This is a genomic window from Streptomyces daghestanicus (assembly GCF_020521275.1).
Lineage (GTDB): Bacteria > Actinomycetota > Actinomycetes > Streptomycetales > Streptomycetaceae > Streptomyces > Streptomyces griseoviridis.
This window is the reverse complement of sequence record NZ_BNDX01000007.1, coordinates 420,450-447,173: the sequence shown is the minus strand read 5'-3', so window position 1 is coordinate 447,173 and position 26,724 is coordinate 420,450. Positions and strand designations below refer to the sequence as shown.

Genomic DNA, 26,724 nt, shown 5'->3' with positions numbered 1-26,724 from the left:
CACTTCACTCGCCCTTCTTCCCGATGAGCCGAGGGACGCACACCCATGCACGAACACACCCCGCCGCGCCCGGCGATGCCGCGCCGCCGCATCCTCGCCGCCGGCCTCGGTACGGGCGTCGCGGCGGCCGTCGCCGCCACCGGAGCACCCACCGCGTCCGCGCTGCCCGCCGCCGGCGCCGCCTCACTGGACACCGCCGCCGCGACCGCCGGCGCCGCCCCCGGTGCCGCCTGGTTCGCCGAACCGCCGCGCTCGGTGCGCCCCAGGTTCCGCTGGTGGTGGCCGGACGGCCTGGTGGACCCCGACGAGATCGCCCGGGAGATCGACCAGATCGCGGACGCGGGCTTCGGCGGCGTCGAGATCGCCGCCGTCCACCACAGCCTCTCCGACAAGTCGGTGCTGGACACCGCCCACCGCGGCTGGGGCAGCCGGTCCTGGCGGGACGGCGTCGAGGCGGCCCTGCGCCGCGCGGTCAGACGCGGCCTCACCGTCGACCTCACCCTCGGCCCGAGCTGGCCCACCGCCGTCCCCGGCGTCACCCCCGACGACGAGGCGGCCGTCCAGGAACTCGCCCACGGCCGCGTCTCCGTCGCCGCCGGCACCACCTACCAGGGCCCCGTCCCGGCACCCGTGCACGCGCCCGCCGCCGGCGTCACCCGGCAGACCCTGCTGGCCGTCCAGGCCGCCCGCGTCGACCCGGCCAACTCCACCCGCAAGGAGACCGGCCTCGACCTCGCCACCGTCCAGGACCTCACCGCCATGGTCACCGGCGGAGCGCTGACCTGGACCGCCCCCGGCGACGGCGACTGGGTGCTGATCTCCTACTGGCGGCGCGGCTCCGCCCAGCAGCCCGAGTCCGGCCCGCACTCCGCGCCCGCCGCGTACGTCGTCGACCACTTCAGCCCCGCCGGCACGGCCGCCGTCACCGAGTACTGGGAACGGAACCTGCTGACCCCGGCGATCCGGAAGCTGCTGAAGGCGTCGGGCGGCGCCTTCTTCGAGGACTCCGTCGAACTGGAGACCGACGGCCTGGTCTGGACGCCGAAGCTGCCCGAGGCGTTCGCGCGGGACCACGGCCGCCCCCTGCTGCCGTACCTGCCCGCGCTGATCCTCGACAACAGCAACCAGGTCTTCGCCTTCGGGGCGCAGGAGACCCGGCAGATCCGCCACGACTTCTGGGAGACCGTCTCCCACCTGTTCAACCGCCACCACGTCACCGCCCTGCGGGACTGGGCACACTCCCTCGGCATGGAACTGCGGGCCCAGCCCTACGGCCTGCAGACCGACGCCATCGCCACCGCCGCGATCCTCGACGTCGCCGAGGGGGAGTCCCTGGGCTTCAAGAACCTCGACGACTACCGCTGCCTGGCCGGCGGCCGCGACATGGCGGGGCACACCGTCCTGTCCTGCGAGGCGGGCGCCTACAACGGGTCGGCGTACAGCACCACCTGGGACCGCTTCCTGCGCACCATGGGCGGCGCCTACGCGGCCGGCGTCAACCAGACCGTCGTCCACGGCTTCTCCTACGCCACCGTCCCGGGCGCCGCCTGGCCCGGCTTCGCCGCGTTCAGCCCGTACAACGGCGCCCCCGGCTACGGCGAGTCCTGGGGACCGCGCCAGCCCACCTGGGGCCATCTGCCGGACGTCGCCGGCTACCTGGGCCGGGTCCACCGCGTCCTCCAGGCCGGCACCGCCCGCGCCGACGTCGCGGTGTTCCGGCAGACCGGCTACACCGCCACCGGCATCGGCGCCTCCTGGTTCACCTCGACCGGCGTACCCCTCGGCTGGACCCACCAGTTCCTCAGCGGCCCCCTGCTCGACCTGCCCTCCGCCACCGTCCGGGGCGGCCGGCTCGCTCCCGAGGGTCCCGCGTACAAGGCCCTGTTCGTCGAGGGCGACTTCTTCTACTCCTCCACCCCGACCCTCGCCCTCGCCGACGCCCGCAGACTGCTCGCCCTCGCCGAGCGGGGGCTGCCCGTCGTGCTGCTCGGCGCCTTCGACCAGGCACTGACCCCGGGCGTCCCGGCCGACGACGAGACCGACCGGCTGCGCGCGGTCCTCGCCCGGCTGCTCGCCCTGCCCCACGTCACCCTCGTCGCCGACAAGACGGCCGTCGGGGACGCCCTCGCCGGCCTCGGCGTCACCCCCGACGTCCGGCACGCCGCCTCCTCCACGCTGCTGAACGCCCACCGGGCCACGGACGACGCCGACTTCTACTACCTCGTCAACGGCAAGCACGCCGAGACCGTCAAACCGGCGGTCGCCGCCATCGACCACGACGTGACCCTGCGCCGCACCGGACGCGGCACCGCCGTGCCGTACCTGCTGGACGCGTGGACCGGCGAGGCGGTGCGGCTCGCCCGGTACACCCAGGACGGCGACGCGTTCACCGTCCGCGTCACGCTCCGGCCCGGCGAGTCGATGATCGTCGCCCTGGGCCGCCCCGGCCTCTTCGGCGACCGCCACGGAAACCGCCCGTACGTCCTCGCCACCGACGCGGACGAGGCACTCTTCACCGACCGGGGACCCGCCGTGCGCACCACCCGGGCCGGCACCTTCACCACCCGGCTCTCCCGGGGCCGCCCGGTCACCACGAAGGTCCGGGAGGTGCCCGGCCCGATCACCCCCGCCTCCTGGCGGCTGGAGGTGGAGGACTGGCTCCCCGGCACCTCCGCGACCCGGACCGAGACGGTCCGCCGCACCGTGGACCTCGACACCCTGCTGCCCTGGTCACAGATCCCCCAGCTGGCCGACTCCGCGGGCGTCGGCCGCTACCGCACCACGGTCGCCCTGCCCGCCGGCTGGGACGCCTCGCACGGCGCCCGCCTCGAACTGGGGCAGGTCAGCGACACCGCCCGGGTCACCGTCAACGGCACCCCGGCCCCGCCGGTGGACCGCCTCAACCCCGTCGTCGACATCGGCCCGTACCTCGCCCCGGGACGCAACGTCATCGAGATCGAGGTGGCCACCCCGCTGGTCAACCGCCTGCGGGTGGCCCGCCCGGAGGTGTTCGGCAGCACCGCCCGGCAGGACCACGGCCTGGTCGGCCCGGTCCGCCTGGTGCCGTACGTCCAGACCGTCGTGGGCTGACCGGCGCCCGCCCCGAGCCCGGCCGGGACGCGTCCTTGAGGGGGCGTCACCGGCCGGGCACGATACAGCGGTGACCTCCCCCGACACCGCACCCGAGCCCGCCACCGCGACCATCCGCCCGTACCGCCCCGAGGACGCCGAGGCCCTGGACGAGATCTGCGTCCGCACCGGGCACGACGGCCACGACAGCCGCCCCCACTACACCGACCCCGGCGTCCTCACCGCGACCTTCGCCGCGCCCTACGCCCATCTGGAGCCGGACCTGGCCTTCGTACTGGACGACGGGCGGGGCCGGGCGGTCGGCTACATCCTCGGCACCGCCGACACCGCGCGCTTCGCCGCCGCCTTCCGCGCCCACTGGCTGCCCCGCGTCGCCGCCCGCTGGCCGGACCCGGCCGGCGAGCCCCGCACCCGGGACGAGCGGATCGCCCGCCTCCTGCACCGCCCCGAGCGGATGATCGTCCCCGAACTGGCCGCCCACCCGGCCCACCTCCACATCGACCTGCTGCCCGGGTGGCAGGGCCGCGGCCACGGACGCGCCCTGACCCGCACCTTCCTGCGCGCCCTGCGCGAGCGCGGGGTGCCCTCCGTCCACCTGCTGACCGGGACGGCCAACACCGCCGCCAGGGCCTTCTACGACCGGCTTGGCTTCCGGCGGGTCGACGTACCGTCGCTCGGCCCGGAGACCACCGCCTACGCCCGCACCACCGAGGAGGACCCGGACCGGCCCAGCGCGAGCTGATACACGTTGAACGCCCGCCTGATCACCGGCTGGGCGACGTTGCGCACCCGCACCCCGCCCGCCGTCATGCCGTGCTCCGAGCCGGCGTGCGCGTGCCCGTGCACCGCGAGATCGGCCCCGGCGGTGTCGATGGCCTCGGCCAGCAGATAGCTGCCCAGGAACGGATAGATCTCCAGCGGTTCGCCCGCCAGGGTGTCGGCGACGGGGGAGAAGTGGGTCAGCGCGATCCGCGCCGCGCAGTCCCGGCCGGCCAGGTCCTTCAGCGCGGCGCACAGCGCGTCGGCGCTGCGCCGGGTGGTGCGGACGAACTCCTTCATCACCGGCTCGCCGAACTCCCCGGCGCTGCGCCCGACGAACCCCCCGCCGAACCCCTTCGTCCCGGCGACCCCGACCCGGGTGCCCGCGCAGTCGATCACCGCGCCCTCGCCCTCCAGGACCGTCACCCCCGCATCCCGGAGGATGCCGGTCACCTTCTCGGGCTGCCCGTCGTGGTGGTCGTGGTTGCCGAGCACCGCCACCACCGGCACCGGCAGGTCCCGTACCTCGCGGGCCACCACGTCCATCTCCTCGGGTGTGCCGTGCCGGGTCAGGTCCCCGGCGAGCAGCAGCAGGTCGGCACAGTCCGGCAGGGTCTCGAAGGCGGGCCGCAGCAGGCCCTGGCTCTCCGGTCCCATGTGGATGTCTCCGACGGCGGCGACACGGATCATCACAGCTCCTCGGCACGGTCGGGGCGGGCGGTCTCGGCCACCACGATGTCGCTGTGCACGGTCAGCCCGGCCAGTTCCTCGCCGACGACCCGCAGCAGGGTGTCGCGGCACCGGGCGGACGGCACCGTCCCGGTGACGGCGACCGCCCCGGCCCGGACCTCGGCGCGGACCCCCAGCTCACCCAGTTCCTCGGCGGCCAGCCGGTCGCGCAGATGGGCGACGCGGTACTCGACGTTCTCACCGGTTCCGGCACCGGCCCGGGGTGCGGCGGAGTCGCTCATCGCGGTCCCTCCTCGCCTGTCGTGGGGATGATCTCCAGCCGCTCCAGCACGTAGAAGAAGGCGGCCGGCATGGGGTCGGCACCGAGGTCGCGGCGGAGCCCGGCCCAGTCGACCTTCTCCCGCAGGGTGCGGGCGATGGGCAGGACGGCCCCGAAGTCGCAGTGGTGCTCGGAGAAGGCCGCCAGCAGCCCCCGCAGCAGGTCCGTCGGGCACAGCACCGGCATCAGCACCGAGTCCACCGACCGCTCCTCGGCCCGGCCCAGCAACCCGGAGGTGACGGGCTCGTGCGCCAGCTCGAAGATCAGGTCGACCTGCTGGCCGAGGCAGTCGGCCTTCAGCAGCCAGTCCTCGGGCGGGGTGTAGACGCCCAGCCCGGCCTCGCGCAGCGCCCCGGCGACGGCCTCCGCGTCCTCGGGGCGGATGCAGAAGTCGACGTCGTGCTGGAGGTTCTGGGTGCCGCCGTGCGCGTAGACGGCGACGCTTCCCGCCAGCGCGAACGGCAGCCCGGTCTTCTTCAGCAGGGCTCCGACCTGTTTCGCGGCCTGGAGGATCGCCTGGTTGCGGTCGAGGGGGAGGTCCTCCTCCCGGACCCCGCCGCCGCTCGGGCCGGGCACGGTCTGCCCCGCCACTCGGAGTTCGGACACGCCGGCGCGCTGATCGAGAGCGTGATCGTCGGCGGGCTGCGTCATCGCTGTCCCCTTTCCGGACCGGGCCGTTCGCGGTCCACCGGGGAAGCGGTTCCCCAGGCCGCGAGGTGCCTTTCCGGGTACCCGGCGTACCGGCGCCGACACGGGCCGGTACGCGGACCGGCCGCAGGGGCCCCGGACATCATGGACGACGACCGCCGCACCCTGGACCGGCTGGATGTCCGCCCGGCTCGCGGAGACCGGACGGCACGACCCGGCGGCGGCGCGCGAGGCCCGCGCCGGGTGGCAACGCGGCGCCCTGCCGGAGACGGCCGCCCAGGACCTGGCCACCTGGGTCACGCCCGGGTCACCGACACCGGTTCCACCACCGGTGAGGGGTCCTGCCTGGCCGGCTCCACGCGCGTCACCCCGGCCGGCAAGGATCTCGTCCTCGGCCGGCCGCGGGCGCGCACCGGATCGGGACCGTGCCGCCGGACGGGGCGGGTCAGCGGGCCGGCGGCCGCCACTCGAACATCAGCAGCGTCGCGTCGTCCCGCAGCCGGTTCCCCCGCGCGTCCAGGATCGAGTGGATCAGGCGGCGCAGTGTCTCCGGCGCCAGCTCCCCGCCGGCCGTGGCCCGGATGACGTAGTCCGCGAACCGCTCCAGGCCCATCAGCCGGGCCTCGTGGGTGCGGGCCTCGGTGATCCCGTCCGTGTACACCAGCACCCGGTCACCGGGCTCCAGGGCCACCTCGTGCATCCGGCGCGGCCGGGGCGACAGCTGGGACGGCAGGCCCATCGGCGGGTCGGCTTCCCGCTCCAGGGCGTCGATGAGCAACTGCCCGTCGCGGATGAGGAGGGGTGCCGGATGCCCGCAGTTGCACCAGCGCAGCACACCGGTGGCCAGGTCGAGCTGGGCGATGACCGCCGTGCAGTACTTCTCCGGCAGCCACCGCGCGAGCGCCTCGTCCACGGTGCGCACCAGATCGGGCAGCTCGGCACCGTTGCGCCGGGCGTTGCGGCAGGCGGCCAGCGACACGGCGCTGGTCAGCCCGGACGCCAGGTCGTGCCCCATGGCGTCCAGGACGGTGACGTGCAGGGTCGTCCCGGTCAGCGAGTGGTCGAAGGCGTCCCCGCCGATCTCGTACGCCGGTTCCAGGACGGCGGTCGACACCACCGTGCCGTCGCCGATGGTGCGCGGCGGCAGGAAGGCGCGGAGCATCTCCGAGGGCAGCCGCATCCGCTCGGTGCGGGTGCACCGGGCGAAGGAGTCCTCGAAGGACCGTTTCGAGGTGATCATCATGGCCAGCAGCGAGGCCAGCGCGCGGCCCCGGGTCAGCGATCCCGAGGTGAGCGCGGGCTGGCTGACGGCGAGCACACCGAGCCGCTCGGCGCCGTCCAGCAGCGGGAACCAGGCGGTGACCCCGCCGGTTGCGGCCTCCTCGACCCGCAGCGACTGCGTCCGGTACGCCCAGCCCGCCAGCGAGCCGTCGACGGGCAGCGGGGTGGCCACGTCGGTGTGCGGGACCAGGTGCCGCTGCTGGATGTCGACGAGGTAGACCACGGCGTGCTGGAGGTCCAGGGCCTTCGCGCAGCGCGCCACGGCGGTCGGCAGATCCGAGGTCAGGTGCTCCGGATCGGCGAGGAACTCGTGCAGCCGCGCGTCGCCCGGCTCTCCCGTCGACACCTCGTCTCCCCTCGTCGCGCTCGATGGGCCGCGTAGAGCGCCAGTCTGGCACCGGGCCCCGCGCCCCGCGCGCCGGGCGGGCGCCGGCCCGGACGCTTCGGCCGCCGTGGACCGGGCACGCGGTGACCGACAGGACACCCCGACCGAGGAGCGGTGCCGCGATGACCGAGTACGAGCGTTCCCGCACCCTGCCCGCCGGTGCCGGACAGGTCTTCGAGCGGGCCGCGGACGCCGGGCGGCTGGACGCCTGGCTCCCCCGCGACCTGCACGTCCGCATCGACGACCCGCCCGCCGTCACCGTGCACGAGGACCGCACCGGCCAGGACACCTCCGCCCTGCTGCGGGCCCGCCCGGAGCAGCTGAGGCTGGAATGGGGGACACGTGACGAGGGCGCCTACGCCGGCTGGCTCCAGGTGGCCGGCGTCGACGACGGCACCAGCGAGGTGACGGTGCACCTCTCCTTCTTCGACGACCGGCACGACCCGGGGCGCGCCGCCGTGGACGACGCCCTCGCCACCAGCCTGGACCGGCTGGCGGAACAGGTGGCGGGACACACCGGCTGAACGCGCATGCGTACGGCCGGCGTCACCAGGGCGCCGGGGCCAGCACGACGAGCGGCGCCAGCAGGATCAGCGTTCCGGCCGCCGTGAGGAGCGCCGCCCGGGCGAAGGGACGGGACATCATGGGTTCCCCCTGTGCTGATGGGCCGCGGCGCGCGGCACCTGTCGGTCACCCGGCACTGTAGGGAGCGGGGGACGCCAGGTGTCCCTGAGAAAAGTCAGGGGCGCCCGCCCCTACCGGTCGCTCTCGTGCCCCGGCGCGTCCAGCACGTCGCGCTGCCCGGTGCGCTCCTTCACATCCAGCTGGACCAGCGCGGGATGGTGCAGGTCGAAGGCGGGCGACTCGGAGCGGATGCGGGGCAGCGCGTGGAAGTTGTGCCGGGGCGGCGGACAGGACGTCGCCCACTCCAGCGAACGCCCGTACCCCCAGGGGTCGTCCACCCCCACCTTCTCGCCCCGCTGGGCCGTCTTCCACACGTTGTAGAGGAACGGCAGCGTGGACAGGCCCAGCAGGAACGCGCCGATGGAGGAGACGGTGTTCAGGGCGGTGAACCCGTCGGCGGACAGGTAGTCGGCGTACCGGCGCGGCATGCCCTCGGCGCCGAGCCAGTGCTGCACCAGGAAGGTGGTGTGGAAGCCGGTGAACAGTGTCCAGAAGTGCACCTTCTCCAGGCGGGTGTCCAGCATGGTGCCGGTCATCTTCGGCCACCAGAAGCTGAACCCGCCGAACATCGCGAAGACGATCGTGCCGAACAGCACGTAGTGGAAGTGGGCCACCACGAAGTAGCTGTCGGTGACGTGGAAGTCGATCGGCGGGGAGGCGAGGAGCACGCCGGTCAGCCCGCCGAAGAGGAACGTCACCAGGAAGCCGGCCGCCCACAGCATCGGCGGCTCGAACGACAGCGAGCCCCGCCACATCGTGCCGATCCAGTTGAAGAACTTCACCCCGGTCGGCACCGCGATCAGGAAGCTCATGAAGGAGAAGAACGGCAGCAGCACCGCCCCGGTCGCGAACATGTGGTGCGCCCACACCACCACCGACAGGCCGGTGATGGCGATGGTCGCGCCGATCAGCCCCGCGTAACCGAAGATCGGCTTCCGGGCGAAGACCGGGATGATCTCGCTGACCACGCCGAAGAACGGCAGGGCGAGGATGTACACCTCGGGATGGCCGAAGAACCAGAACAGGTGCTGCCACAGCAGGGCGCCCCCGTTCGCCGGGTCGAAGACCTGCGCCCCGAACCGCCGGTCGGCCTCCAGCACCAGCAGGGCCGCCGCCAGCACCGGGAAGGCCAGCAGCACCAGCACCGAGGTGAGCAGCACGTTCCAGGTGAAGATCGGCATCCGGAACATGGTCATGCCCGGCGCCCGCATGCAGATGATCGTGGTGATGAAGTTGACCGCGCCGAGGATCGTGCCGAACCCGGACAGCCCAAGCCCCATGATCCACAGGTCACCGCCCACGTACGGCGTGTGCTCCGCCCCGCTCAGCGGGGTGTACGCCGTCCACCCGAAGTCGGCGGCGCCCTGCGGGGTCAGGAAACTGGCCAGCACGATCAGCCCGCCGAAGGCGAACAGCCAGTACGAGAACATGTTGAGCCGGGGGAAGGCGACGTCCGGCGAGCCGATCTGCAACGGCATCACCGCGTTGGCGAACCCGGCGAAGGTCGGCGTCGCGAACAGCAGCAGCATGATCGCGCCGTGCATCGTGAACGCCTGGTTGTACTGCTCGGTGGAGAGCAGCTGCAGCCCCGGCCGGGCCAGCTCCGCCCGGATCACCATCGCCAGGGCGCCCGCGATCAGGAAGAAGCAGAACGAGGTGATCAGGTACAGGTGCCCGATCTTCTTGTGGTCGGTGGTGGTCAGCCAGGAGATGACCACCCGGCCCCGGCTGCGGGGGACGGCCGTCCGCACCGCGGCGGTCGGTTCGGTCTGTGTCGCCATCAGCTTCCTCGGGTCGGACCCATCCGTACCCGTGCGGTATTCCGACACGGCGTCAGACGTCCACGCCGATGGGGCCGGATGGCTGACCGTTCCGCCCCGCAGGGGGTGTCCCGGCCGCCACCGGGGCCCCGTCGCCGCCCGCCCGTTCACCCGAATGGCCCCCGCACGGTAGGGGTGCGCGCGGAACCGGTGTCTCCTGGACTGTGACAGCGGCGTCCAACCCGGGAGGCCGGAATGTACGAGATGTGCGTAGGCCCGGAAAAGCCGGGCGGAGCCCTGGTGTGGCATGTGATGGCCAAGCAGGCCGCGGCGACGTTGTGCGGGCAGCAGCTCCGGCAACGCATCGCGGCGACCGACGGCGAACGGGCACGGCACTGCCCGGACTGCATGTCCTCGTTCGAGAGACTGATGGCCACCACGCCGTGCTGACCGACCGTCGGCCCCGGCGTCCGGCCCGCGGGGTCATGTGCCCGGTGATCCCCGCGTGCCGGAGGTGCCCACACCGTGTCCCGGCCGGCCCCGCCGCACACCCCCGCGGCGGGGCCGGCGCACGTCCGCCCGCCGCGTCCGCGACCGTCGGCCGCCCCGGGGCGGGGGGCTGCGCTGCTCCGGTGATCTTTGGCCGGGCGGGGCGCCGGGGCCACGGTGGCGGACACCGCAGCCGATTGACTGACACGGTGGCCGGTCCGGTGCGGTGATCGTCGCCGCCGCCTCCCCGCGTCACCGCCCCCGGACCGCCGCCCGTCCCGTCTTCCGGTGCCACCGTGAGGAGAGTTGTACGTGTCGCAGACCACCGACCCGTCCCCGGTAAGCGGCTTCCCGCGTCTGGACTGGGTCGACGAGGCGTTGCTCCCGGCCCTCCGCGGGGCCGTGCAGGGCCTGCCCGAGGCGGAGAGCCTGGTGGCCCGGTACCACCGAGGCTGGTGCGAGGCCGACGGGAGCCCGCGGACGGCCGATCCCGGCGGCGGCAAGGCCGTGCGCCCCGCCCTGACGCTGCTCTCCGCGGTGGCCGCCGGCGCCGCCCCCGCCGTCGCGGTGCCCGGCGCCGTGGCGGTCGAGCTGGTGCACGACTTCACGCTCCTGCACGACGACGTCATCGACGGCGACACGCTGCGCCGCCACCGCCCCGCCGCCTGGTCGCTGTTCGGCACCCCGGCCGCCGTGCTCACCGGCGACGCGCTGCTCGTCGCGGCCCTGCGCGCCCTGGCGGACGTCCCCGCCGGGGCGGCCGCCGCCGCGGTCCAGGAACTCATCGGCACCCTCGACGAACTGGTCGAGGGCCAGAGCCGCGACGTCGCCTTCGAGAAGGCCCACGGGGTGACGGTCGCCGACTACCTGGTCATGGCGGCCGGCAAGACCGGTGCCCTGATGGGCTGCGCCTGCGCCCTCGGCGGTCTCCTGGCCGGCGCCAGCCCCGGACGCGTCGGCGGGCTGCGCGAGTTCGGCCGGCGGCTCGGCGTCGCCTTCCAGTGCGCCGACGACGTCCTGGGCATCTGGGGCCGCACCGCCCGCAGCGGCAAGCCGGTCGGCGCCGACCTCGCCGCCCGCAAGAAGTCCCTGCCGGTCGTCGCGGCCCTCGCCGCCCGCGGTCCGGCCGCCGGCCGGCTGCGCGCCCTCTACCGCGCCCCGCACCCCCTCACCGGGGACGACATCGCCCTGGCCCGCCACCTGATCGAGGAGGCCGGCGGCCGGCGGGCGGCCGAGGACGAGGCGCGCCGCCAGCTCACCGCGGCCCTGCGCGCCCTCTCCCGGGCCCGGCCCACCGCGGACGCCTACCGGCAACTCCACGACATCGCCTGGGCGATGACCCACCGCGAGTCCTGACCACGCCGGCACCCGGGGGACCACCGGGAAGGGACGCGTGCCGGGTCCCGTTGACGGCGGGCGGCGGCGGGCCACCACCCGGGTGGCCGAGTGTCCCGCCCCCGGAGCCGGGAAGCCGCAGGTCGTACCCGTACGCGCCGTCCTCCCGCGCCGCGGGTACGGCAGCGCGGGCCGCGGCCGATATCCCCGAGTCGGTCGCGGCCCGCCCCCACCGCCGGCGCACTGGGTGGCTGCCGTCCGAGGATTTGGGTGTCGTCCCCGATGCCGCCGCCGGCCCCGCCGTGTGACGGTGGGGGCAGGCCGCGCCCCGGGTTCCCGGGGCGGGGGAGAGCCGGGCCGGGACCGCGGGCGTGCCCCGTGGTCCGGCCGGGCGGCAGCGCGCTCCGGGCCGGTGCGCGGACCGCCGTACACCGTCGTCGTGCCCCTTCCCCGGGCGGCCGTGCGCGCCCGCCGTCCTCGTCGTCCCCGACCGGACGGCGCGGCGCCGCACGACATGCCGGCCCGTACGAAGACAGCAGAAGGAGGACCCGTATCCATCCCCGTCATGTGAAGCGATCCCCACTCCCCGCGCGGCCCGGGGCGGTGTGCCATGGGGCACGCTGACACCCTGCTCGCCATGGGCGGCGCGTTCCTGGCCGCCGCCCTCCTGGCCCGGCTCGGCGGCCGGATCGGGCTTCCGACGATCCCCCTGTTCATGCTCGCCGGCATCCTCCTCGGCCCGCACACGCCCGGCTTCGTCCTGGTGGAGGACGCGCACGACTTCGAGATGCTCTCGGCGCTCGGACTGGTGCTGCTGCTGTTCTACCTGGGCCTGGAGTTCCACCTCGACGACCTCAAGAGCGGCGGCAGGCGGCTGCTGTCCGCGGGCGGCATCTACCTGGTGCTGAACGTCGGGGCCGGCCTGGGCTTCGGGTTCGCCCTGGGCTGGGGGCTGCGGGAGGCGCTGGTCCTCGCCGGTGTGCTGGGCATCTCCTCGTCCGCGATCGTGACGAAGATCCTCATCGACACCGGCCGCATCGGCCGCCCGGAGACCCGGCTGATCCTCGGGGTCATCGTGGTCGAGGACATCTTCCTCGCGCTGTACCTCGCCGCCCTGCAACCGGTCATCAGCGGCGCCCAGGGACTGGGGGAGACGGCGCTCCAGGCGGGCAAGGCGTTCGGGTTCCTGCTGGTACTGGCCGCGGCGGCCCGCTTCGGCACCCGGCTGGTCGGCCGGCTCATCGCCACCCCCGACAACGAGTTGCTGGTCATCAGCTTCCTGGGCGCGGCGGTGCTGGTCGCCGGGGTCTCGGAGGTGCTCGGGGTCGCCGACGCGATCGGCGCGTTCATGGTCGGCCTGATCCTGGCCGGCACGCCCTCCGGGCCCCGCATCCGGGAGCTGGTGCACCCCCTGCGCGACGCGTTCGCCGCCATCTTCTTCTTCGCCTTCGGCCTCGCCATCGACCCCGGCGACCTGGCCTCCGTCGCCGTACCGGTCGCCGCGGCGGCCCTGCTCACCCTCGTCATGAACGTCGTCGCGGGGCTGTGCGTGGCCCGGGTCTACCGCTACGGCTCCGAGCCGGCCGCCGAGATCGCCACCACCCTGGTCGCCCGCGGGGAGTTCGCGCTGATCCTGGCCGCGATGGCGGCGAGCGCCGGGCTCGACGCGCGGCTCGCCCCCTTCATCGCCGGGTACGTCCTGGTCCTTGCGGTGCTCGGGCCGATCGTCGCGGGCCGGGCCCCCGTCCTCGCCGCCGGTCTCCGCGCCGTGGCCGGCCGCCTCCCCGGCCGCCGCACACCGCCGCCTGCGGACCCGTCCGCGGGCCCGGAAGGGGACGCCGGGGAACCGGTCGCCGCCCCGCTGCCCGCGGAGGCCGAGCGGTAGGCGGACCACGGCGCCGGACGGTCACCGGGCCGGTGGGACAATCTGGCCGCAGGGTGGGGCGGCCGGTGCCGCCGGGACCGGAAGGAGCCGTCAGCATGGTCGAGTGGGTGCCCCTGGGACGCGGTGCGCGGCCCGTCCCCCAGCCGGTGGCGGCTCCGCTGGTGTGGACGGGGGCGTTCGTCGGCGCCCTGGTGCTGGTGGCCGTCCTCAACAGCCTCGTCGGCCCCGGCCGTCCGGGGCTGGCCCTGTCGGTGCTCTCCCTGCTCGCCGCCCTGCTGGGGCTGTGCGCGCGGTTCACCGCCGCCCCCGGGACGGCCGTCCTGTGCTGGCTGTCCCTCAACGGCTTCGCGATACCGCCGGCCGGCACCCTGTCCTGGGCCGGCGCCCGCGACGCGGCCTGGCTGGGCTGCCTGTTCGTCGCCGCCCTCGGCGGCACCGCGCTGGCCCGCGTCCACCACGCCCGCGCCGCCTACCGCCGGCTGTCCACGGCGGGCGGCGGGGCGGCGGGGCGGGAGGGCTGAGCGGGGCGTCCCGGAGGAGGCCCGCCGGGCGGCCGGGTCTCCTCCGGGGTCCCGGTCAGGCCGTGTGCAGCGTCAGCCCGTAGCGGTTGAGGATCTCGTTGACCGGCTGGAACCAGGTCTCGCCGCCGCTGGAGCAGTTGCCCCAGCCGCCGGAGGTGACCCCCTGGGCCTGGTCGCCGCTGATGAAGGAGCCGCCCGAGTCGCCGGGCTCGGCGCAGACGCTGGTCTTCGTCATCTGGCGGACGGCGCCCTGGCTGTAGTTGACCGTCTCGTTCTTCGCCAGCACGGTCCCGCAGTGCCAGTGGGTGGTGGAGCCGGAGCGGCAGATCGACGCCCCGATCGGGGCCTCCGCCGAGCCGCGCACCAGCTGGTCGGAGACGGTGCCCCAGCCGAGCACGACCGGCACCGTCCACCAGCCGCTGCCCACACTGACCCAGGCGTAGTCGTTCTCCGGGAACGACGAGCCCTGGAACGTCCCGACGTACGAGCCGTCCCAGCCCCTCACCCCGGCGCCGGCCCCGCCGCAGTGACCCGCCGTCACGAACCCGCCGTGCACCGAGAAGCCGATGGAGCAGCGGACATTGCCGGTGTAGTACGGGTCGCCGCCGACCGTGCCCGCCGCGAAGGTGCCGGGCGCCTCGGGGACGGGCCGCACGGTGACCGGACCGGCCGCGCGGGCCTTGTCCAGGAAGGCCCGGACATCGTTGTCGGCGCGCTCGCCCGCGACGACCTCGACGACCACCGAGTTGGCGGCCGGGTCGACGTGCCAGCCGGCCACGCCCGCGGGCGCGCCGGCGCGGTCGAGGCGGGCCTTGGCGGCGTCCAGCTGCCGGGCGCTGTGCTCGACGGTGCGCACCTCGGCGCCGGTGGCCGCCACCGCCCGGGTGGTCGCGGCGGAGGCGCCGGAGGTGACGGCCACGGTGAGCCGTCCCCGGCCGGCGTCGAACCAGGAGCCGCCGTAGGCGTCCCCGGCGGCCCGGCGGGCCACCGGTTCCAGGCCGGCCGCGTGTTCCTCGGCCGCCAGCCGCCGCTCGGCCTCGGCCCGGGTGAGGCCGAAGTCCTGCTGCATGGCCCGCAGGAGGCCGGCGGAGGCCGGCGCCTCGTCGGCCGCGGCGGCCGGGACGGTACCGGCCGCGGTCCAGCTGCCGAGCATGAGCAGGACGGCGAGCCCGACGTGCTTGAGTCGCTTGCGTCTCACGGGAGTTGCCCTTCGTCGTTCCAGCAGGGTGGGGGTGGAACAACCGCTGTCTGAGAGCGCTCTCACAGGGGTGGGGCGAGCTTAGCGAGACCGAGTGGGTCAGGTCCATGCCAATGCAGTGACGCGTCGGGACGCCGTGGCCGGGCCGGTCCGCCTCAGCGGCGGCGGTGGTGGTCGCGCTCCAGCAGGATCAGCGCCCGCTCGCGCACGCAGTCGGTGTGCACGACCACCTCCAGCGGTCCGAGGCCGTCGATGGCGGACCGCACGGCCGCGAGCGCCTCGTCGAACCGGCGCAGCCGCCGCAGCGCCGACGCCTTGCGCAGCAGCGCCTCGGCCCCGAGCCCGCCGGCGAACGCCGGGGCGTCCAGCAGCTCCAGCATCCGCTCGGGCTGCCCGGGGAGGTCCTCGCCGAGCCAGAGGCCGTGCAGCAGGGCGTGGACGACCTTCTCGTCGTGGGCTCCGCGCGCCAGCGCCGTCTCCAGCAGCGGCAGGCCGGACGCCCGCGACCGCCCGAGCAGAGCGAAGGCCCGCATGGCGGCGACGTAGGGATCGAGGCCCTCGCCGTCGTCCGGCACCCCGGTGAAGAACTCCTCGATGTCCCCGCACCGGAAGTCGTAGCGCAGGGTCGTCAGGTAGCAGTGCCACAGCGCCCGGCCGTACGGCGCGCAGGGGTCGTTCCCGGCCACCTGGGCGCCGCTGAGGAAGACCAGCGCGCTGCGCCCCTCGGACCGGGCCCGCCAGGCCAGGTCGCCGGTCAGCCGCGCCGACTCCGCCCAGTCGGCGGCGCCCGCCGCCAGCCAGAGCGCCGCCTCCCGGGTCCAGTCCCGTCCCGAGGCGATCTCCTCTGCCACCCGGCTCCGCACCATCACCCAGCCCCGGTCGCGCCCGGCCGGCCCGGCGGCGGTCAGCGCCTGCGTCACCGCGTCGGCCGCCCGGGGCAGCCGCCACAGGCCGCGCGCGGTGTGCTCGGCGACGGACGTCCACCGCTCGGGCAGCGAGGCGACCGCCTCGACGGCCTGCCGCAGACCGGGCTCCTGCTCCACGTGCATCGACGCCACTCCTGGGGTCGGCGGGACGGCGGACGGACGGTTCCATGCCTCCCGCGCGCGGACCGGCCTCTAACGCGGTGACGCCCGTACCCCCGCCGATCCGACGCGGAAGCGGTGCGAGTGGCCCGCCGTGCGCGGTGGTTCCGACGATGGCCGACCGAGAACCGCAGGACGCCGTACAGGCCGTACAGGCCGTACAGGAGGGGAGGAGCGGAGACGCGCGGCACCGAGACCGCCCCACCGGTGGACGCGGCGGAGCCGGCCGCCGCCTACCGGGACCGGGCGCCCCTGGTCAGGGCGCTGGCCCGGCGCGCGCCGGGCGACGCCCGGGACGCCGAGGACGTCACCCAGCAGGTGTACGCCGCCGCCTGGCACGGCCGCCGGGGCTACCGCCCGGAGCGCGGCACGCTGCGCACCCGGCTCCTGGGCATCGCCCGCCGCAAGACCGCCGGCGCCCTGGCCGCCCGGACCCGCCGCTCCGGCCTGGTGGCGGCGGCCGGCGCGGTCCGGACGGCCGGACCGGGCGATCCGGCCGTACGGCCCGAGACGGTCCTCGACCGGCTGCTGATCCGGCGGGAACCGGTCAAGCCGCTTCCCGCCCAGCAGACGGTGCTGCGGCTTGCCCTCTGCGACGACCTGTCGCAGACCCGGATCGCCGAACGCGCCGGCCGGCCGCTCGAACACCGTCGAGAGCCACGCCCGGCGCGGGCCGCACCGGCTGCGCGACAGCCTCGGCGAGCGGCCCCTCGCCCGAGTCTCCCGGCGTCCGCGATCCAGGGAGGACCTGGTTGCCGGGCCACCGGAGGGGCACTCGGTGCGCAGCGCGGAAGCACCGCGCAGGCGGACAGGGGAGAAGCGCGTGGCAGTGCGTCATCGACTGGTCCAGGCGAGCCCGCGATCGGTGTGGGCGGTTCTGGCCGATCCCGACAGTTACGTGAAGTGGGTCGTGGGACCCTCCGAGGTCACCCCGGAACGCGGCCGGTGGCCGGAACCGGGCGCCACCATCCACTACGAGCTGAGCCTCGGCCCCGTGCGGCTGGCCAACCAGACGGTCGTCCGCCACGTGGAGGAAGGCTCCGTACTGGAACTGGAGGCCAAGGCGGGCCCGCTCGGCACCGCGCGCATCGCCATCGAGCTGCGGCCCTGGGGCGAGCACTGCCTCGTCATCGTCGACGAGCACCCGCTGCGCGGACCGGGCGGGGCGGTGCACAACACGGGCGTGGAACTCCTGATCCACCTGCGCCACCGCGCCATGCTCGCCCGGCTGGCCAAGCTGTGCGAGAGCAGCGACCCGGCGGCGGAGGCCCCCGCGGCGCCCGGGGCCGTCCGGCGGACCGGGCCGGGGGCGGGTCGTGCCTGACGCCGTCGTGATCGGCGCCGGGCCCAACGGACTGGTCGCGGCGAACCTGCTGGCCGACGCCGGCTGGAGCGTGGAGGTCCTGGAGGAGCAGCCGGAACCCGGCGGGGCGGCCCGGCACGACACCGGGGTCGCCGACGGCTTCGTCAGCGACCTGTTCAGTTCCTTCTACCCGCTGGCCGCCGCCTCCCCGGTGCTGGCCGGACTGCGGCTCCAGGACCACGGCCTGCGGTGGAGCCACGCGCCCCACGTCCTCGCCCACCCGCTCGCCGACGGCGGCTGCGCGGTCCTGGACCGCTCCGTCGACACCACCGCCGCCTCCCTCGACGCCTTCGCGCCCGGCGACGGGGACGCATGGCGGCGGCTGCACGGCATCTGGGAGCGCTACCGGTCGGACATCCTCGACGCCCTGTTCACCCCCTTCCCGCCGGTACGGGCCACCGCCCGGCTCGCCCTGCGGCTGCGGGCCGGCGGCGGACTGCGGCTCGCCCGCACCCTGGTGCTGCCGGTGCGGCGCCTGGGCGAGGAGGAGTTCCGGGGCGAGGGCGGCAGGCTGCTGCTGGCCGGCAACGCCCTGCACGCCGATCTGTCCCCGGAGGCCGCCGGCAGCGGCGGCTTCGGCTGGCTGATGTCCATGCTCGGACAGACGTACGGGTTCCCGGTGCCGGTCGGCGGCTCCGGCGCGCTGACCGCCGCCCTCGCCCGCCGGCTGCTCGCCCGCGGCGGCACCCTGCGCTGCGGGCGCCGGGTCGACCGGATCGTGGTCCGCGACCGCCGCGCCGTCGGAGTCGTCACCGCCGGCGGCGAGACGGTCGCCGCACGCCGTGCCGTGCTCGCGGACGTGTCCGTGCCCGACCTGTACGGCCACCTGGTCGACCCCGCCGATCTCCCCGCCCAGCTCCAGGACGACCTGCGGCGCTTCCAGTGGGACTTCGCCACGTTCAAGGTCGACTGGGCGCTGGACGGACCCGTGCCGTGGCGGTCGGAGGCGGCGGCGCGGGCCGGCACCGTGCACCTGGCCGACGGCCTGGACGAACTGACCCGGTTCATGGCGCAGATCTCCCAGCGGCAGGTCCCCGACCGGCCGTTCTGCCTGTTCGGCCAGATGACGACGTCCGACCCGTCCCGCTCACCGCGCGGCACCGAGTCGGCCTGGGCGTACACGCACGTCCCGCACGACATCCGGGGCGACGCCGGCGACGAGGGCCTCACCGGGAGCTGGGACGCCGGGGAACGCGAGGTCATGGCCGACCGGGTGGAACGCCAGGTCGAGCGGTTCGCGCCCGGCTTCCGGGCCCTGATCCGGGCCCGGCGCGTGCTGGCCCCGCCGACGCTGCAGGCGCTGGACCGGAACCTGTACGGCGGTGCCATCAACGGCGGCACGACCGCGATCCACCAGCAGCTGTTCTTCCGCCCGGTCCCCGGTACGGGGCGGCCCGAGACACCGGTGGCCGGCCTCTACCTGGCCTCGGCGGGCGCGCACCCGGGGGGCGGGGTGCACGGGGCGCCCGGCGCGAACGCGGCGCACGCGGCGTTGCGGCGGTACCGGGGGATGGGGCTGGGGCGCTTGCAGCGGGCACTCACCGGGCGGGACCGGATGGGTGACCGTAAGCCTTCCCGGTAGGGGCCCCGGTGCGCGGGCGGGTGCGGGTGCGTCGTGGGGGCCGGCCGCATAGTTCCCCACGCCCCTGAAGGGGCGTTCCGCGTCCGTCCCTCCAGGGGCGCCGGGAACTGCGCGAGCGACCACGACGCATCCGCGCCCGGGAGACGGCCGTCACCGCCCCCCGCACCGGGCCAGGGCCCGCAGCACCCCGTTGCGCGCCCCGTCCGGGACCGTCCACAGCGTCTCCCCCCGTACCCCCCACCGCTCCAGCAGCGCGTCCGCCGCGAGGAGACCGGAGGTCGCCGCGCGTTCCATGAGGGCCACGGGCAGCCCCGTGCGGACCAGGTCCCCGGCGACCACCAGCGTCGGGTCCGGGGTGCGCACGGTGAGCCGGTCCGGATAGCCGCCGACGGGGAACAGCGGGCAGTCCGCCCGCCACTCGTGCAGCTCGGCGACGACCCGCGCGTGCCGGGTCTCCGGGTAGACCCGGTGCAACTGGCCGGTCAGCCGCTTCTCCTCGACGTCCCGGACGGAGTCCCCCGGGAGCGCGTAGGCGTGCAGTTCGACGACCGAACCGCCCGTGCGGGCCGCCCAGCGGGCCGCCTCCCCCTCCCACTTCGACAGGACGCTGACGTTGTCCAGCGTCCCGTAACCGCTGGTGCCGAGGAACCCGGGCCGGTCCGGCGCCACCGGCCGGTCCAGCCACAGGCGGCTCACCAGGAACGGCGGCGCGGTCCGCAGCCGGGCCACCCGCTCCCGCCAGGCCGCGTCCCCGAGCCCCGGCGAGCGGCCCACCAGCGTCCGCAGCCCCCCGGCGTCCAGGGCCAGGACGACGGCGTCGTGACGCTCGGCCCCGCCGCAACCGGCCACCTCGTACCCGCCGCCGGGGAGCGGACGTACCGCCTCCACCGGGTGGGACGTGCGCGGCTCGGCGCCGAGCGCGGTGAGGCGGCGGGCCAGCGGGTCCCACAGGGCCTGCGGGAACGGTTCGCGCGGCACGTCGAACAGCAGACCCTCCGCGGAGCCCAGGAAGTAGATGTGGAACATCAGCGCCATCTCGGCGGCCGACAGCTGGCGGGGGTCGGCGAAGAAGCTCCGGGAGAACACCTCCAACGCCAGGTGCCGCGCGGCGGCCGGGAAGCGCAGCGCGTCGAGGAAGTCGTGGGCGCTGACCCGGTCCAGGTCCCGGTACACGCGGTCGGCGCGGACGTCGAGCAGCGGCAGGGCCGCGCCGGGGCGGAGCGCCAGCAGGTCCCGCGGTCCGAAACTGGGGCTCAGCGCGACGAAGCCCAGCGCGCTGAACGGAGGGGTGCGCGGCACCCGGCGGAAGCCGTCCCGCGCGCCGTCCGCGTGGACCAGCGGATAGTCGGGCAGCCCGGTCAGCGCGTCCAGCGCCGGGTCGGCGCGGCGCAGCAGGGCGCGCAGGTTGTAGTACTGGCGGAAGAAGGCGTGGAAGCCCCGGCTCATGGTGACGGCCGTGCCGTCGGGCAGGGTGACGGGCCGTCCGGAGACCCGGCCGCCGAGCACCGGCTCGCGTTCGTGGAGCACGACCCGTATGCCCCGCTCGGCGAGCAGCGTCGCCGCCGCCAGCCCCGCGATGCCCCCGCCGATCACCGCCGCGGACGGCGGATCACCGGCCACCCGCTCCCGTCCGGGCCGCGCCGGGAGCCGCCGGGCCCGCCGGTCCCGGCCCGGCGGCTCCGGGTGCCGCCGCCTCATCGGACGTCTCCTTTGGTCGCCGGACGCCGGGCGAGGAAGGTGTGCGTGATGCCGGTCTGCCAGCCCGGCAGCGGGAGCACCCGCACCCGGTCGAAGCCCGCGCGCGCCAGGCGGGCACGGAAGGCCGGTGCGGTGTCGAACGCCTGGACGCTGCGCCACAGGTGGCGGTACAGCCGCCGGTTGCCGGTGACCGCGCCGAGCGGCAGCACCGCCCCCCGGCACACCGCCGACCACACCAGACGGTCGGCGCGCCGCCCGCCCAGGGTGTAGTCGTGCACGGCCAGTACCCCGCCCGGCGCGAGCAGCGCGCGCACCGCGCGCAGCACGCCGTCCGGGTCGGACAGGTTGCGGAACAGGTACGCCGCGAACACCGCGTCGAACGGGCCCCGTACCCCGGCCTCCTCCAGGTCCTCGGCGGGCGCGTGCACGAACCGGACCCGGGACGGCCAGGTCCTGGTCCCCGCCCGGCGCAGCATCCCCGCCGAGGCGTCGACGCCGGTGATCCGCGCGGCGGGCAGCTCGGCGGCGAGCGCCGCCGTCGAGGCGCCGGTGCCGCAGCCCAGGTCCAGCACCCGCCGCACCGGCGTGCCCCCGGCGCCCAGGGCGAGGCGGCGGGCGGAGCGGCGCAGCTGGGCGTGGTAACCGGGGTTGAGCCCGACCAGCCGGTCGTAGGTGTCGGCGCCGCGGTCGAAGGCGGTGGCCAGCGCGGTGTCGCGCAGCAGCGGCATCGGTGAACTCCCGTGGGTGCGAGGTGGGTCAGGGGGCGGAGCGGCGGGGCAGCCACGGCAGTTCGGCCGCGGTGCGCAGCATGGGCAGGACCGGGGTGCGCGCGCCGACCGCCAGGTCCTCGTACGGCCGGGACCGCCCGTCCAGGAAGCGCAGCAGCCGCGCCGCCGGCACCCGGTCGAACAGCCGCAGGAACAGTTCGGGCCCGTCCACCCGGCCGGTGTCCAGCGCGCGCAGCAGCACCGCGTCCATCAGCCGGGCCCGCGCCGGGTGCGGGGGCGGCGGCGCCGGGCGGCGGCCCGCCCGGACGGCGGCGGCGACGGCCTCCGACTGCCGCTGGACGGCGGCGAACGTGTAGCCGGTGGACGGCCGGGTCGCCCCGCCCGCCACGCCGATCCGGAAGACCGGCCCGGCGGTGCGCCGGGGGAAGGCGGCGTCGGTCATCGGGATGACGCCCTGTTCGGTCGACAGGACCCGCAGGGCACCGGTTCCGAGGACGCGGCGCGTGTAGTCGTCGAGTGCGCGGTCGTAGGCGTCCTCGGTGAGCGGGGCGGGACCGAACTCGGTGTACTCGACCAGGGCCGTGCGGCGGCCGGTGGGCAGGACGTAGCCGAAGGACAGGCCCCGCGTGGGCTGCGGGGTGCGGAAGTCCATCAGGTCGACCACCGCCGGGTCGAACACCGGCCGTTCGGTGCGGACGAACCAGCCGCGGAAGTGCTGGAGCAGCCGGGTCCGGGCGGGCGGCGGCCGGTGCGGCGGCCGGGAGTCGAACGCCCAGCGGGCCCGCAGCTCCACCGGACCGCCGGCGGCGTCCGTGCCCCGTACCTGTACGGTCCCGTCGGGCCGGGCGGTGACCGCGGCGACGGTCGCCTCGACCCGCCGGACCAGCGGACGCCCCGCCAGGTCGCGGCCGACCAGCGCCTCGAAGTCGTCCGAGCGGATCATCTTGTAGCGCAGCGGCGCGATCGGCCGCCGCACCACCGCGCCCCGTGGCCCCCGCACCCGCAGCCACTCCCAGGACGCCGTCACCGCGGCGTCGAAGCGGCCCGGCCCCGCCTCCCAGAAGCACCAGGTGCGGGCGGGCGGGCGCAGCGGGCCCGGGGGAGGGCCGACCAGGGTGACGGAGACGCCGGGGGCGCCGCACGCGTCCGCCGGGGACAGCCGGTGCGCCAGCGACAGGCCGGCCGCCCCGGCACCGACGATGACGATGTCCGTGTCCAGTGCGACCGCCTCTCTCCATCCGCGCGCGCCTCGGTCCCGGTCGGCCCCGCGCGCGACGGCCGCGCCGGGAGTACCGGGAGTATTCCGTTCCGGCGGCCCGCGCGGATGCGCCGCGCGGGCGGTGCGGTGCCGGGCGCCCGCCGAGCGGGTGAGCGGCGTACATGATCGGACCAACGCGGCGTGGCGCGGGCCGCGCCGGGGGAAGGCATCAGCCCACCCCGGCGGCACGTCACCAGGACGGGCGGTCCGGCGGCCGGGGCGCATCCGGAACGCCCCGTGATCCGGAACACCTGACGCAGACGCCACCCGCCCCCGCACCGACGACGAGAGGACACGGGATGCGCCCCAGCCGGGCCGACCGCGCCCCCCGCGGCCGACGACCGCCCTCCCCCCGCGCCACCGCGCCCGCGCCGCCCGGGAGACCCCGCGCCACCGGGCCCGCGCCCCGGACCGGGAGGCCCCGCGCCGCCGTGCCCCGGACCCGGCGGGTGGCCCGGTGACGCGTACGGTCACCGGTCCCACCGGCCATGTGGTGGTCGTCGGCGCCGGGCTCGCCGGGCTGTCGGCCGCCCTGCACCTGCTGGGCGCCGGGCGGCGGGTGACCGTCGTGGAACGGGGGGCGGTGCCCGGCGGCCGGGCCGGGCTGCTCGACCGGGGCGGCTACCGCTTCGACACCGGCCCGACCGTGCTCACCATGCCCGACCTGGCCGACGAGGCGTTCGCCGCGGTCGGCGAGCGGCTGCGCGACCGCGTCGAACTGCTGCCCCTGCACCCCGCCTACCGGGCCCGGTTCGCCGACGGCAGCGTCCTGGACGTGCACACCGACCCGGCCGCGATGGAGGCCGAGGTCGAACGGTTCGCCGGTGCCCGGGAGGCGGCCGGCTACCGGCGGCTGCGGACCTGGCTCACCCGGCTGTACGCCGTCCAGATGCGCCGGTTCATCGACGCCAACTTCGACTCGCCGCTCGGCCTGCTCACCCCCGACCTGGCCCGGCTGGCCGCGCTCGGCGGGTTCGGCCAGCTGGACGCGCGGATCGGCCGGTTCCTGCGCGACGAACGGCTCCGACGGGTCTTCTCCTTCCAGTCCCTGTACGCCGGGGTCGCCCCCGCGCGGGCGCTCGCCGCGTACGCCGTCATCGCCTACATGGACACCGTGGCCGGGGTCTGGTTCCCGCGCGGCGGCATGCACGCGCTGCCCCGCGCGATGGCCGCCGCCGCCGTCGACGCCGGCGCCGCACTGCGCCTCGGACAGACCGTCACCCGGCTGGAGCGGTCCGGCGACCGGGTCACCGCCGTCGTCACCGACCAGGAGCGCCTCGCCTGCGACGCCGTCGTCCTCACCCCCGACCTGCCCGCCGTCCACCGGCTGCTGGGCCGCCGCCCGCGCCGCCCGCTGCGGCTGCGGCACGCGCCCTCCGCGGTGGTGCTGCACGCCGGCACCACCCGCACCTGGCCGGAACTGGCCCACCACACGCTCTCCTTCGGGGCCGCCTGGGAGCGCACCTTCGACGAACTCACCCGCACCGGCACCCTGATGACCGACCCCTCCCTGCTCATCACCCGCCCCACCGCCGCCGACCCCTCCCTGGCGCCGGAGGGCCGGCACACCCACTACGTCCTCGCGCCCTGCCCCAACACCGACATCGGACCGGCCGCCGAACACTGGGCCGACCTCGCCCCCGGCTACCGCACCCGGCTGCTGGCCACCCTGGAACGCCGCGGACTGACCGGCCTGGCCGCCGCCATCGAGGAGGAGTGCCTGGTGACCCCCGCCGACTGGACCGCCCTCGGGCACGCCGCCGGAACCCCGTTCTCGGTGGCCCACACCTTCGCCCAGACCGGGCCGTTCCGCCCCCGCAACCTGGTCCGCGGCACCGCCAACGCGGTCATCGCCGGCTGCGGCACCACACCCGGGGTCGGCGTGCCGACCGTCCTGCTCTCCGGGAAACTGGCCGCCGCCCGCATCACCGGGGGCCGCCGATGACCGCCCGCGAACTCGACGCCGCCGGCATCACCGACCCGTACCTGCGCGCCGCCTACACCCGCTGCCGCCGCCTGAACGCCCGGCACGGACGCACCTACTTCCTCGCCACCCGCCTGCTGCCCGCCGACCGCAGACCCGCCGTGCACGCCCTGTACGGCTTCGCCCGCCGTGCCGACGACATCGTCGACGACCTCGCCGCCGCCCCGGCACCGGAGCGCGCCGCCGCCCTCGACCGGCTCGACACCCGGCTGCGCGCCGCCCTCGCGGGCGGCCCGGCGGACGGCGACCCGGTGGTCCGCGCCGTCGCCCACACCGCGGCCCGCCATGCCATCGACCCGGCGCACTTCACCGCCTTCATGGCGTCCATGCGCAGCGACCTGACCGTCACCGACTACCCGACCTACCAGGACCTGCGGGCCTACATGCACGGCTCGGCCGCCGTCATCGGCCTCCAGATGCTGCCCGTGCTCGGCACCGTCACCCCCCGCGCCGCGGCCGCCCCGCACGCCGCCGCGCTCGGCGTCGCCTTCCAGCTCACCAATTTCCTGCGGGACGTCGGCGAGGACCTGGACCGCGGCCGGATCTACCTTCCGGCCGACCTGCTCGCCGCGCACGGCGTCGACCGGGCCCTGCTGGAGTGGAGCAGGCGCACCGGCCGCCACGACCGCCGGATCACCGCCGCCCTGCGCGCCGCCGAGGACCTCACCCGGTCCGTGTACCGCGAGGCCGTACCGGGCCTGGCGATGCTCGACCCGGTCGCGCGGCCCTGCGTCCGCACCGCGTGCGTGCTCTACCGGAACATCCTCGACACCATCGCGGCCGGCGGCCACGCCGTGCTGCACCGGCGGGCCGTGGTGCCGCGCCGCCGCCGGGCGCTCCTCGCGGCCGACGGACTGACCCGGGTGGCCGCCGCCCGGCTGCGGTCCCGCCGCACGGGCGCCGTCGCCGGGCCGGCGACCCCGGTGTGCCCCGACAGCGCCCACGTCATGAGGGAGACCGGATGAACACCGAGCCGGGACCGCGCCGCAGCCGGTTCCCCCTGCGGCTCCGGCGTCCCGTCCCCTGGGAGCGCCAGCGGCCGACCTGGCGCGCGGCCCGCCCCGGCCTCATCGCCGAGGCGCTGAAGCGGGCCCAGGCCCGGCCGTCCGGCAACTGGTACGTCGTCGGCGCCCGGACCGACGTACGCCCCGGCCGGCCGCTGGCCACCACCGTCGCCGGCGAGGAGGTCGTCGTCTGGCGGGACGCGCACGGACGCCTGGTGGGCGGACCCGGTGTCTGCCCCCACCTCGGCGCCCCGCTCGCCGACAGCCCGGTGCGGTGCGGCACGCTGGTCTGCCACTGGCACGGACTCGCCCTCGACGGCACCGCGACGGCGGGATGGGAGCCGCTGCCGGTCCACGACGACGGCGTCCTGGTGTGGGCGCGGCTGGACGGCGTGGGCGGGGAGCGGCCCACCGGGGCGCCCGTCGTGCCGCCGCGCCCCGCGCCGGCGGCGGCCCTGCGATCGGTCTGGCGGGGCACCGGCGCCTGCGACCCCGAGGACGTCGTCGCCAACCGCCTCGACCCCTGGCACGGCGCCTGGTTCCACCCCTACTCCTTCGCCGACCTCACCGTCGTCGGCGAGCCCGACGGCACCGACGGCGGTGACCGCTTCGTCGTGGACGTCTCCTTCCGGCTCGGCGGACGGCTCGTCGTACCGGTCCGCGCGGAGTTCAGCGCGCCCGAACCGCGCACCGTCGTCATGCGCATCACCGAGGGGGAGGGGACCGGCTCCGTCGTCGAGACCCATGCCACCCCGCTCGGCCCGGACGCCGCGGGACGGCCCCGCACCGCCGTCACCGAGGCCGTGCTGGCCGCCTCCGACCGGCCCGGCTTCGCCCTCGCCCGGCGGCTGTCCCCCCTGGTGCGGCCCGTGATGAGCGCCGCCGCCGGCCGGCTCTGGCGCGACGACCTCGCCTACGCCGAGCGACGCCGGCACCTGCGCGAGCGCGGCCGGTTCCCCGGCTGAACCGACGAGGACG

Annotated in this window: 22 protein-coding genes and 1 pseudogene; 13 read left to right on the top strand and 10 right to left on the bottom strand. The window is 76.0% G+C overall.

Translation table 11 applies throughout. The features are described from left to right. Positions 1 to 45 precede the first annotated feature (45 nt). On the top strand, positions 46 to 3,090 hold the full coding sequence (locus tag Sdagh_RS09305) for a glycosyl hydrolase (protein WP_189424426.1): 3,045 nt from the start codon (positions 46 to 48) through the stop codon (positions 3,088 to 3,090). 70 nt (positions 3,091 to 3,160) lie between these two features. Next, complete coding sequence (locus Sdagh_RS09300) at positions 3,161 to 3,832, top strand: GNAT family N-acetyltransferase (protein ID WP_189424424.1); 672 nt, start codon at positions 3,161 to 3,163, stop codon at positions 3,830 to 3,832. Here Sdagh_RS09300 and Sdagh_RS09295 read toward each other — a convergent pair. The 4 genes from Sdagh_RS09295 to Sdagh_RS09280 form a co-directional block, all read right to left on the bottom strand. Beyond that, positions 3,784 to 4,539, bottom strand: coding sequence for a metallophosphoesterase family protein (locus tag Sdagh_RS09295; protein ID WP_189424422.1), 756 nt, complete (start codon positions 4,537 to 4,539; stop codon positions 3,784 to 3,786). The genes Sdagh_RS09300 and Sdagh_RS09295 overlap by 49 nt on opposite strands. After that, a complete protein-coding gene (locus Sdagh_RS09290; protein WP_189424420.1) occupies positions 4,539 to 4,820 on the bottom strand; it encodes a BON domain-containing protein in 282 nt (93 codons plus the stop codon). Before Sdagh_RS09290 ends, Sdagh_RS09295 begins: the two co-directional genes overlap by 1 nt. Beyond that, a complete protein-coding gene (locus Sdagh_RS09285; RefSeq protein ID WP_189424417.1) occupies positions 4,817 to 5,509 on the bottom strand; it encodes a nucleotidyltransferase domain-containing protein in 693 nt (230 codons plus the stop codon). Before Sdagh_RS09285 ends, Sdagh_RS09290 begins: the two co-directional genes overlap by 4 nt. A 442-nt stretch (positions 5,510 to 5,951) precedes the next feature. Beyond that, the gene (locus Sdagh_RS09280) at positions 5,952 to 7,133 is read right to left on the bottom strand and encodes a PP2C family protein-serine/threonine phosphatase (RefSeq protein ID WP_189424415.1); all 1,182 of its coding nucleotides are present in this window, start codon (positions 7,131 to 7,133) and stop codon (positions 5,952 to 5,954) included. Between the two features lie 161 nt (positions 7,134 to 7,294). Between Sdagh_RS09280 and Sdagh_RS09275 the strand changes: the two genes are divergently transcribed. Beyond that, positions 7,295 to 7,696 (top strand): SRPBCC family protein, encoded by a 402-nt coding sequence (locus Sdagh_RS09275; RefSeq protein WP_189424413.1) that lies wholly within the window; start codon positions 7,295 to 7,297, stop codon positions 7,694 to 7,696. Positions 7,697 to 7,927: 231 nt separating this feature from the next. Here the strand turns inward: Sdagh_RS09275 and ctaD are convergent, their stop codons facing one another. Continuing rightward, the gene (ctaD, locus tag Sdagh_RS09270; RefSeq protein ID WP_226534906.1) at positions 7,928 to 9,637 is read right to left on the bottom strand and encodes an aa3-type cytochrome oxidase subunit I; all 1,710 of its coding nucleotides are present in this window, start codon (positions 9,635 to 9,637) and stop codon (positions 7,928 to 7,930) included. Between the two features lie 279 nt (positions 9,638 to 9,916). Between ctaD and Sdagh_RS09265 the strand changes: the two genes are divergently transcribed. From Sdagh_RS09265 to Sdagh_RS09250, 4 genes are all read left to right on the top strand, one after another. Beyond that, on the top strand, positions 9,917 to 10,066 hold the full coding sequence (locus Sdagh_RS09265; protein WP_226534904.1) for a hypothetical protein: 150 nt from the start codon (positions 9,917 to 9,919) through the stop codon (positions 10,064 to 10,066). A gap of 351 nt (positions 10,067 to 10,417) precedes the next feature. Next, the gene (locus tag Sdagh_RS09260) at positions 10,418 to 11,461 is read left to right on the top strand and encodes a polyprenyl synthetase family protein (RefSeq protein ID WP_190078182.1); all 1,044 of its coding nucleotides are present in this window, start codon (positions 10,418 to 10,420) and stop codon (positions 11,459 to 11,461) included. A 589-nt stretch (positions 11,462 to 12,050) separates the two neighbouring features. Then, a complete protein-coding gene (locus Sdagh_RS09255) occupies positions 12,051 to 13,325 on the top strand; it encodes a cation:proton antiporter (RefSeq protein ID WP_189424736.1) in 1,275 nt (424 codons plus the stop codon). Between the two features lie 95 nt (positions 13,326 to 13,420). Continuing rightward, a complete protein-coding gene (locus Sdagh_RS09250; RefSeq protein WP_189424734.1) occupies positions 13,421 to 13,846 on the top strand; it encodes a hypothetical protein in 426 nt (141 codons plus the stop codon). 55 nt (positions 13,847 to 13,901) lie between these two features. Here the strand turns inward: Sdagh_RS09250 and Sdagh_RS09245 are convergent, their stop codons facing one another. Continuing rightward, positions 13,902 to 15,044: a S1 family peptidase gene (locus Sdagh_RS09245; RefSeq protein WP_189424731.1), complete on the bottom strand. Its 1,143-nt coding sequence runs from the start codon at positions 15,042 to 15,044 to the stop codon at positions 13,902 to 13,904. A 155-nt stretch (positions 15,045 to 15,199) separates the two neighbouring features. Further along, positions 15,200 to 16,093 (bottom strand): hypothetical protein, encoded by an 894-nt coding sequence (locus Sdagh_RS09240; protein ID WP_189424729.1) that lies wholly within the window; start codon positions 16,091 to 16,093, stop codon positions 15,200 to 15,202. A 114-nt stretch (positions 16,094 to 16,207) separates the two neighbouring features. Here Sdagh_RS09240 and Sdagh_RS36690 point away from each other — a divergent pair. From Sdagh_RS36690 to Sdagh_RS09225, 3 genes and pseudogenes are all read left to right on the top strand, one after another. After that, positions 16,208 to 16,507 (top strand): annotated as a pseudogene (locus Sdagh_RS36690) (sigma factor); the annotation flags it as partial. Positions 16,508 to 16,952: 445 nt separating this feature from the next. Next, a complete protein-coding gene (locus Sdagh_RS09230; protein ID WP_189424752.1) occupies positions 16,953 to 17,453 on the top strand; it encodes an SRPBCC family protein in 501 nt (166 codons plus the stop codon). Then, on the top strand, positions 17,446 to 19,074 hold the full coding sequence (locus tag Sdagh_RS09225) for a phytoene desaturase family protein (protein ID WP_189424727.1): 1,629 nt from the start codon (positions 17,446 to 17,448) through the stop codon (positions 19,072 to 19,074). The genes Sdagh_RS09230 and Sdagh_RS09225 overlap by 8 nt, the downstream gene beginning before the upstream one ends. A 150-nt stretch (positions 19,075 to 19,224) precedes the next feature. Here Sdagh_RS09225 and Sdagh_RS09220 read toward each other — a convergent pair whose 3' ends face one another. Genes Sdagh_RS09220 through Sdagh_RS09210 form a run of 3 tightly spaced genes read right to left on the bottom strand, consistent with a single transcriptional unit; the run spans position 19,225 to position 22,719 of the window. Continuing rightward, positions 19,225 to 20,772, bottom strand: coding sequence for an FAD-dependent oxidoreductase (locus Sdagh_RS09220; protein ID WP_190078183.1), 1,548 nt, complete (start codon positions 20,770 to 20,772; stop codon positions 19,225 to 19,227). After that, a complete protein-coding gene (locus Sdagh_RS09215) occupies positions 20,769 to 21,500 on the bottom strand; it encodes a methyltransferase domain-containing protein (RefSeq protein WP_190078184.1) in 732 nt (243 codons plus the stop codon). The genes Sdagh_RS09220 and Sdagh_RS09215 overlap by 4 nt, the downstream gene beginning before the upstream one ends. 28 nt (positions 21,501 to 21,528) lie before the next feature. Continuing rightward, positions 21,529 to 22,719: a lycopene cyclase family protein gene (locus Sdagh_RS09210; protein WP_226534945.1), complete on the bottom strand. Its 1,191-nt coding sequence runs from the start codon at positions 22,717 to 22,719 to the stop codon at positions 21,529 to 21,531. A 496-nt stretch (positions 22,720 to 23,215) separates the two neighbouring features. Between Sdagh_RS09210 and crtI the strand changes: the two genes are divergently transcribed. Genes crtI through Sdagh_RS09195 form a run of 3 tightly spaced genes read left to right on the top strand, consistent with a single transcriptional unit; the run spans position 23,216 to position 26,711 of the window. Then, positions 23,216 to 24,703, top strand: a complete 1,488-nt coding sequence (gene crtI / locus Sdagh_RS09205; RefSeq protein ID WP_190078186.1) for a phytoene desaturase family protein — start codon at positions 23,216 to 23,218, stop codon at positions 24,701 to 24,703. After that, positions 24,700 to 25,707, top strand: coding sequence for a phytoene/squalene synthase family protein (locus Sdagh_RS09200; RefSeq protein WP_190078187.1), 1,008 nt, complete (start codon positions 24,700 to 24,702; stop codon positions 25,705 to 25,707). Before crtI ends, Sdagh_RS09200 begins: the two co-directional genes overlap by 4 nt. Next, complete coding sequence (locus Sdagh_RS09195; protein ID WP_189424716.1) at positions 25,704 to 26,711, top strand: Rieske (2Fe-2S) protein; 1,008 nt, start codon at positions 25,704 to 25,706, stop codon at positions 26,709 to 26,711. The genes Sdagh_RS09200 and Sdagh_RS09195 overlap by 4 nt, the downstream gene beginning before the upstream one ends. Positions 26,712 to 26,724: the final 13 nt, after the last annotated feature.

Coding starts and splice junctions, on each gene's coding strand:
- ctaD (WP_226534906.1), bottom strand. CDS start 9,637: ATGGCGACACAGACCGAACCGACCGCCGCGGTGCGGACGGCCGTCCCC.
- Sdagh_RS09220 (WP_190078183.1), bottom strand. CDS start 20,772: ATGAGGCGGCGGCACCCGGAGCCGCCGGGCCGGGACCGGCGGGCCCGG.
- Sdagh_RS09240 (WP_189424729.1), bottom strand. CDS start 16,093: ATGCACGTGGAGCAGGAGCCCGGTCTGCGGCAGGCCGTCGAGGCGGTC.
- Sdagh_RS09200 (WP_190078187.1), top strand. CDS start 24,700: ATGACCGCCCGCGAACTCGACGCCGCCGGCATCACCGACCCGTACCTG.
- Sdagh_RS09275 (WP_189424413.1), top strand. CDS start 7,295: ATGACCGAGTACGAGCGTTCCCGCACCCTGCCCGCCGGTGCCGGACAG.
- Sdagh_RS09285 (WP_189424417.1), bottom strand. CDS start 5,509: ATGACGCAGCCCGCCGACGATCACGCTCTCGATCAGCGCGCCGGCGTG.
- Sdagh_RS09255 (WP_189424736.1), top strand. CDS start 12,051: ATGGGGCACGCTGACACCCTGCTCGCCATGGGCGGCGCGTTCCTGGCC.
- Sdagh_RS09250 (WP_189424734.1), top strand. CDS start 13,421: ATGGTCGAGTGGGTGCCCCTGGGACGCGGTGCGCGGCCCGTCCCCCAG.
- Sdagh_RS09295 (WP_189424422.1), bottom strand. CDS start 4,539: ATGATCCGTGTCGCCGCCGTCGGAGACATCCACATGGGACCGGAGAGC.
- Sdagh_RS09290 (WP_189424420.1), bottom strand. CDS start 4,820: ATGAGCGACTCCGCCGCACCCCGGGCCGGTGCCGGAACCGGTGAGAAC.
- Sdagh_RS09305 (WP_189424426.1), top strand. CDS start 46: ATGCACGAACACACCCCGCCGCGCCCGGCGATGCCGCGCCGCCGCATC.
- Sdagh_RS09195 (WP_189424716.1), top strand. CDS start 25,704: ATGAACACCGAGCCGGGACCGCGCCGCAGCCGGTTCCCCCTGCGGCTC.
- Sdagh_RS09215 (WP_190078184.1), bottom strand. CDS start 21,500: ATGCCGCTGCTGCGCGACACCGCGCTGGCCACCGCCTTCGACCGCGGC.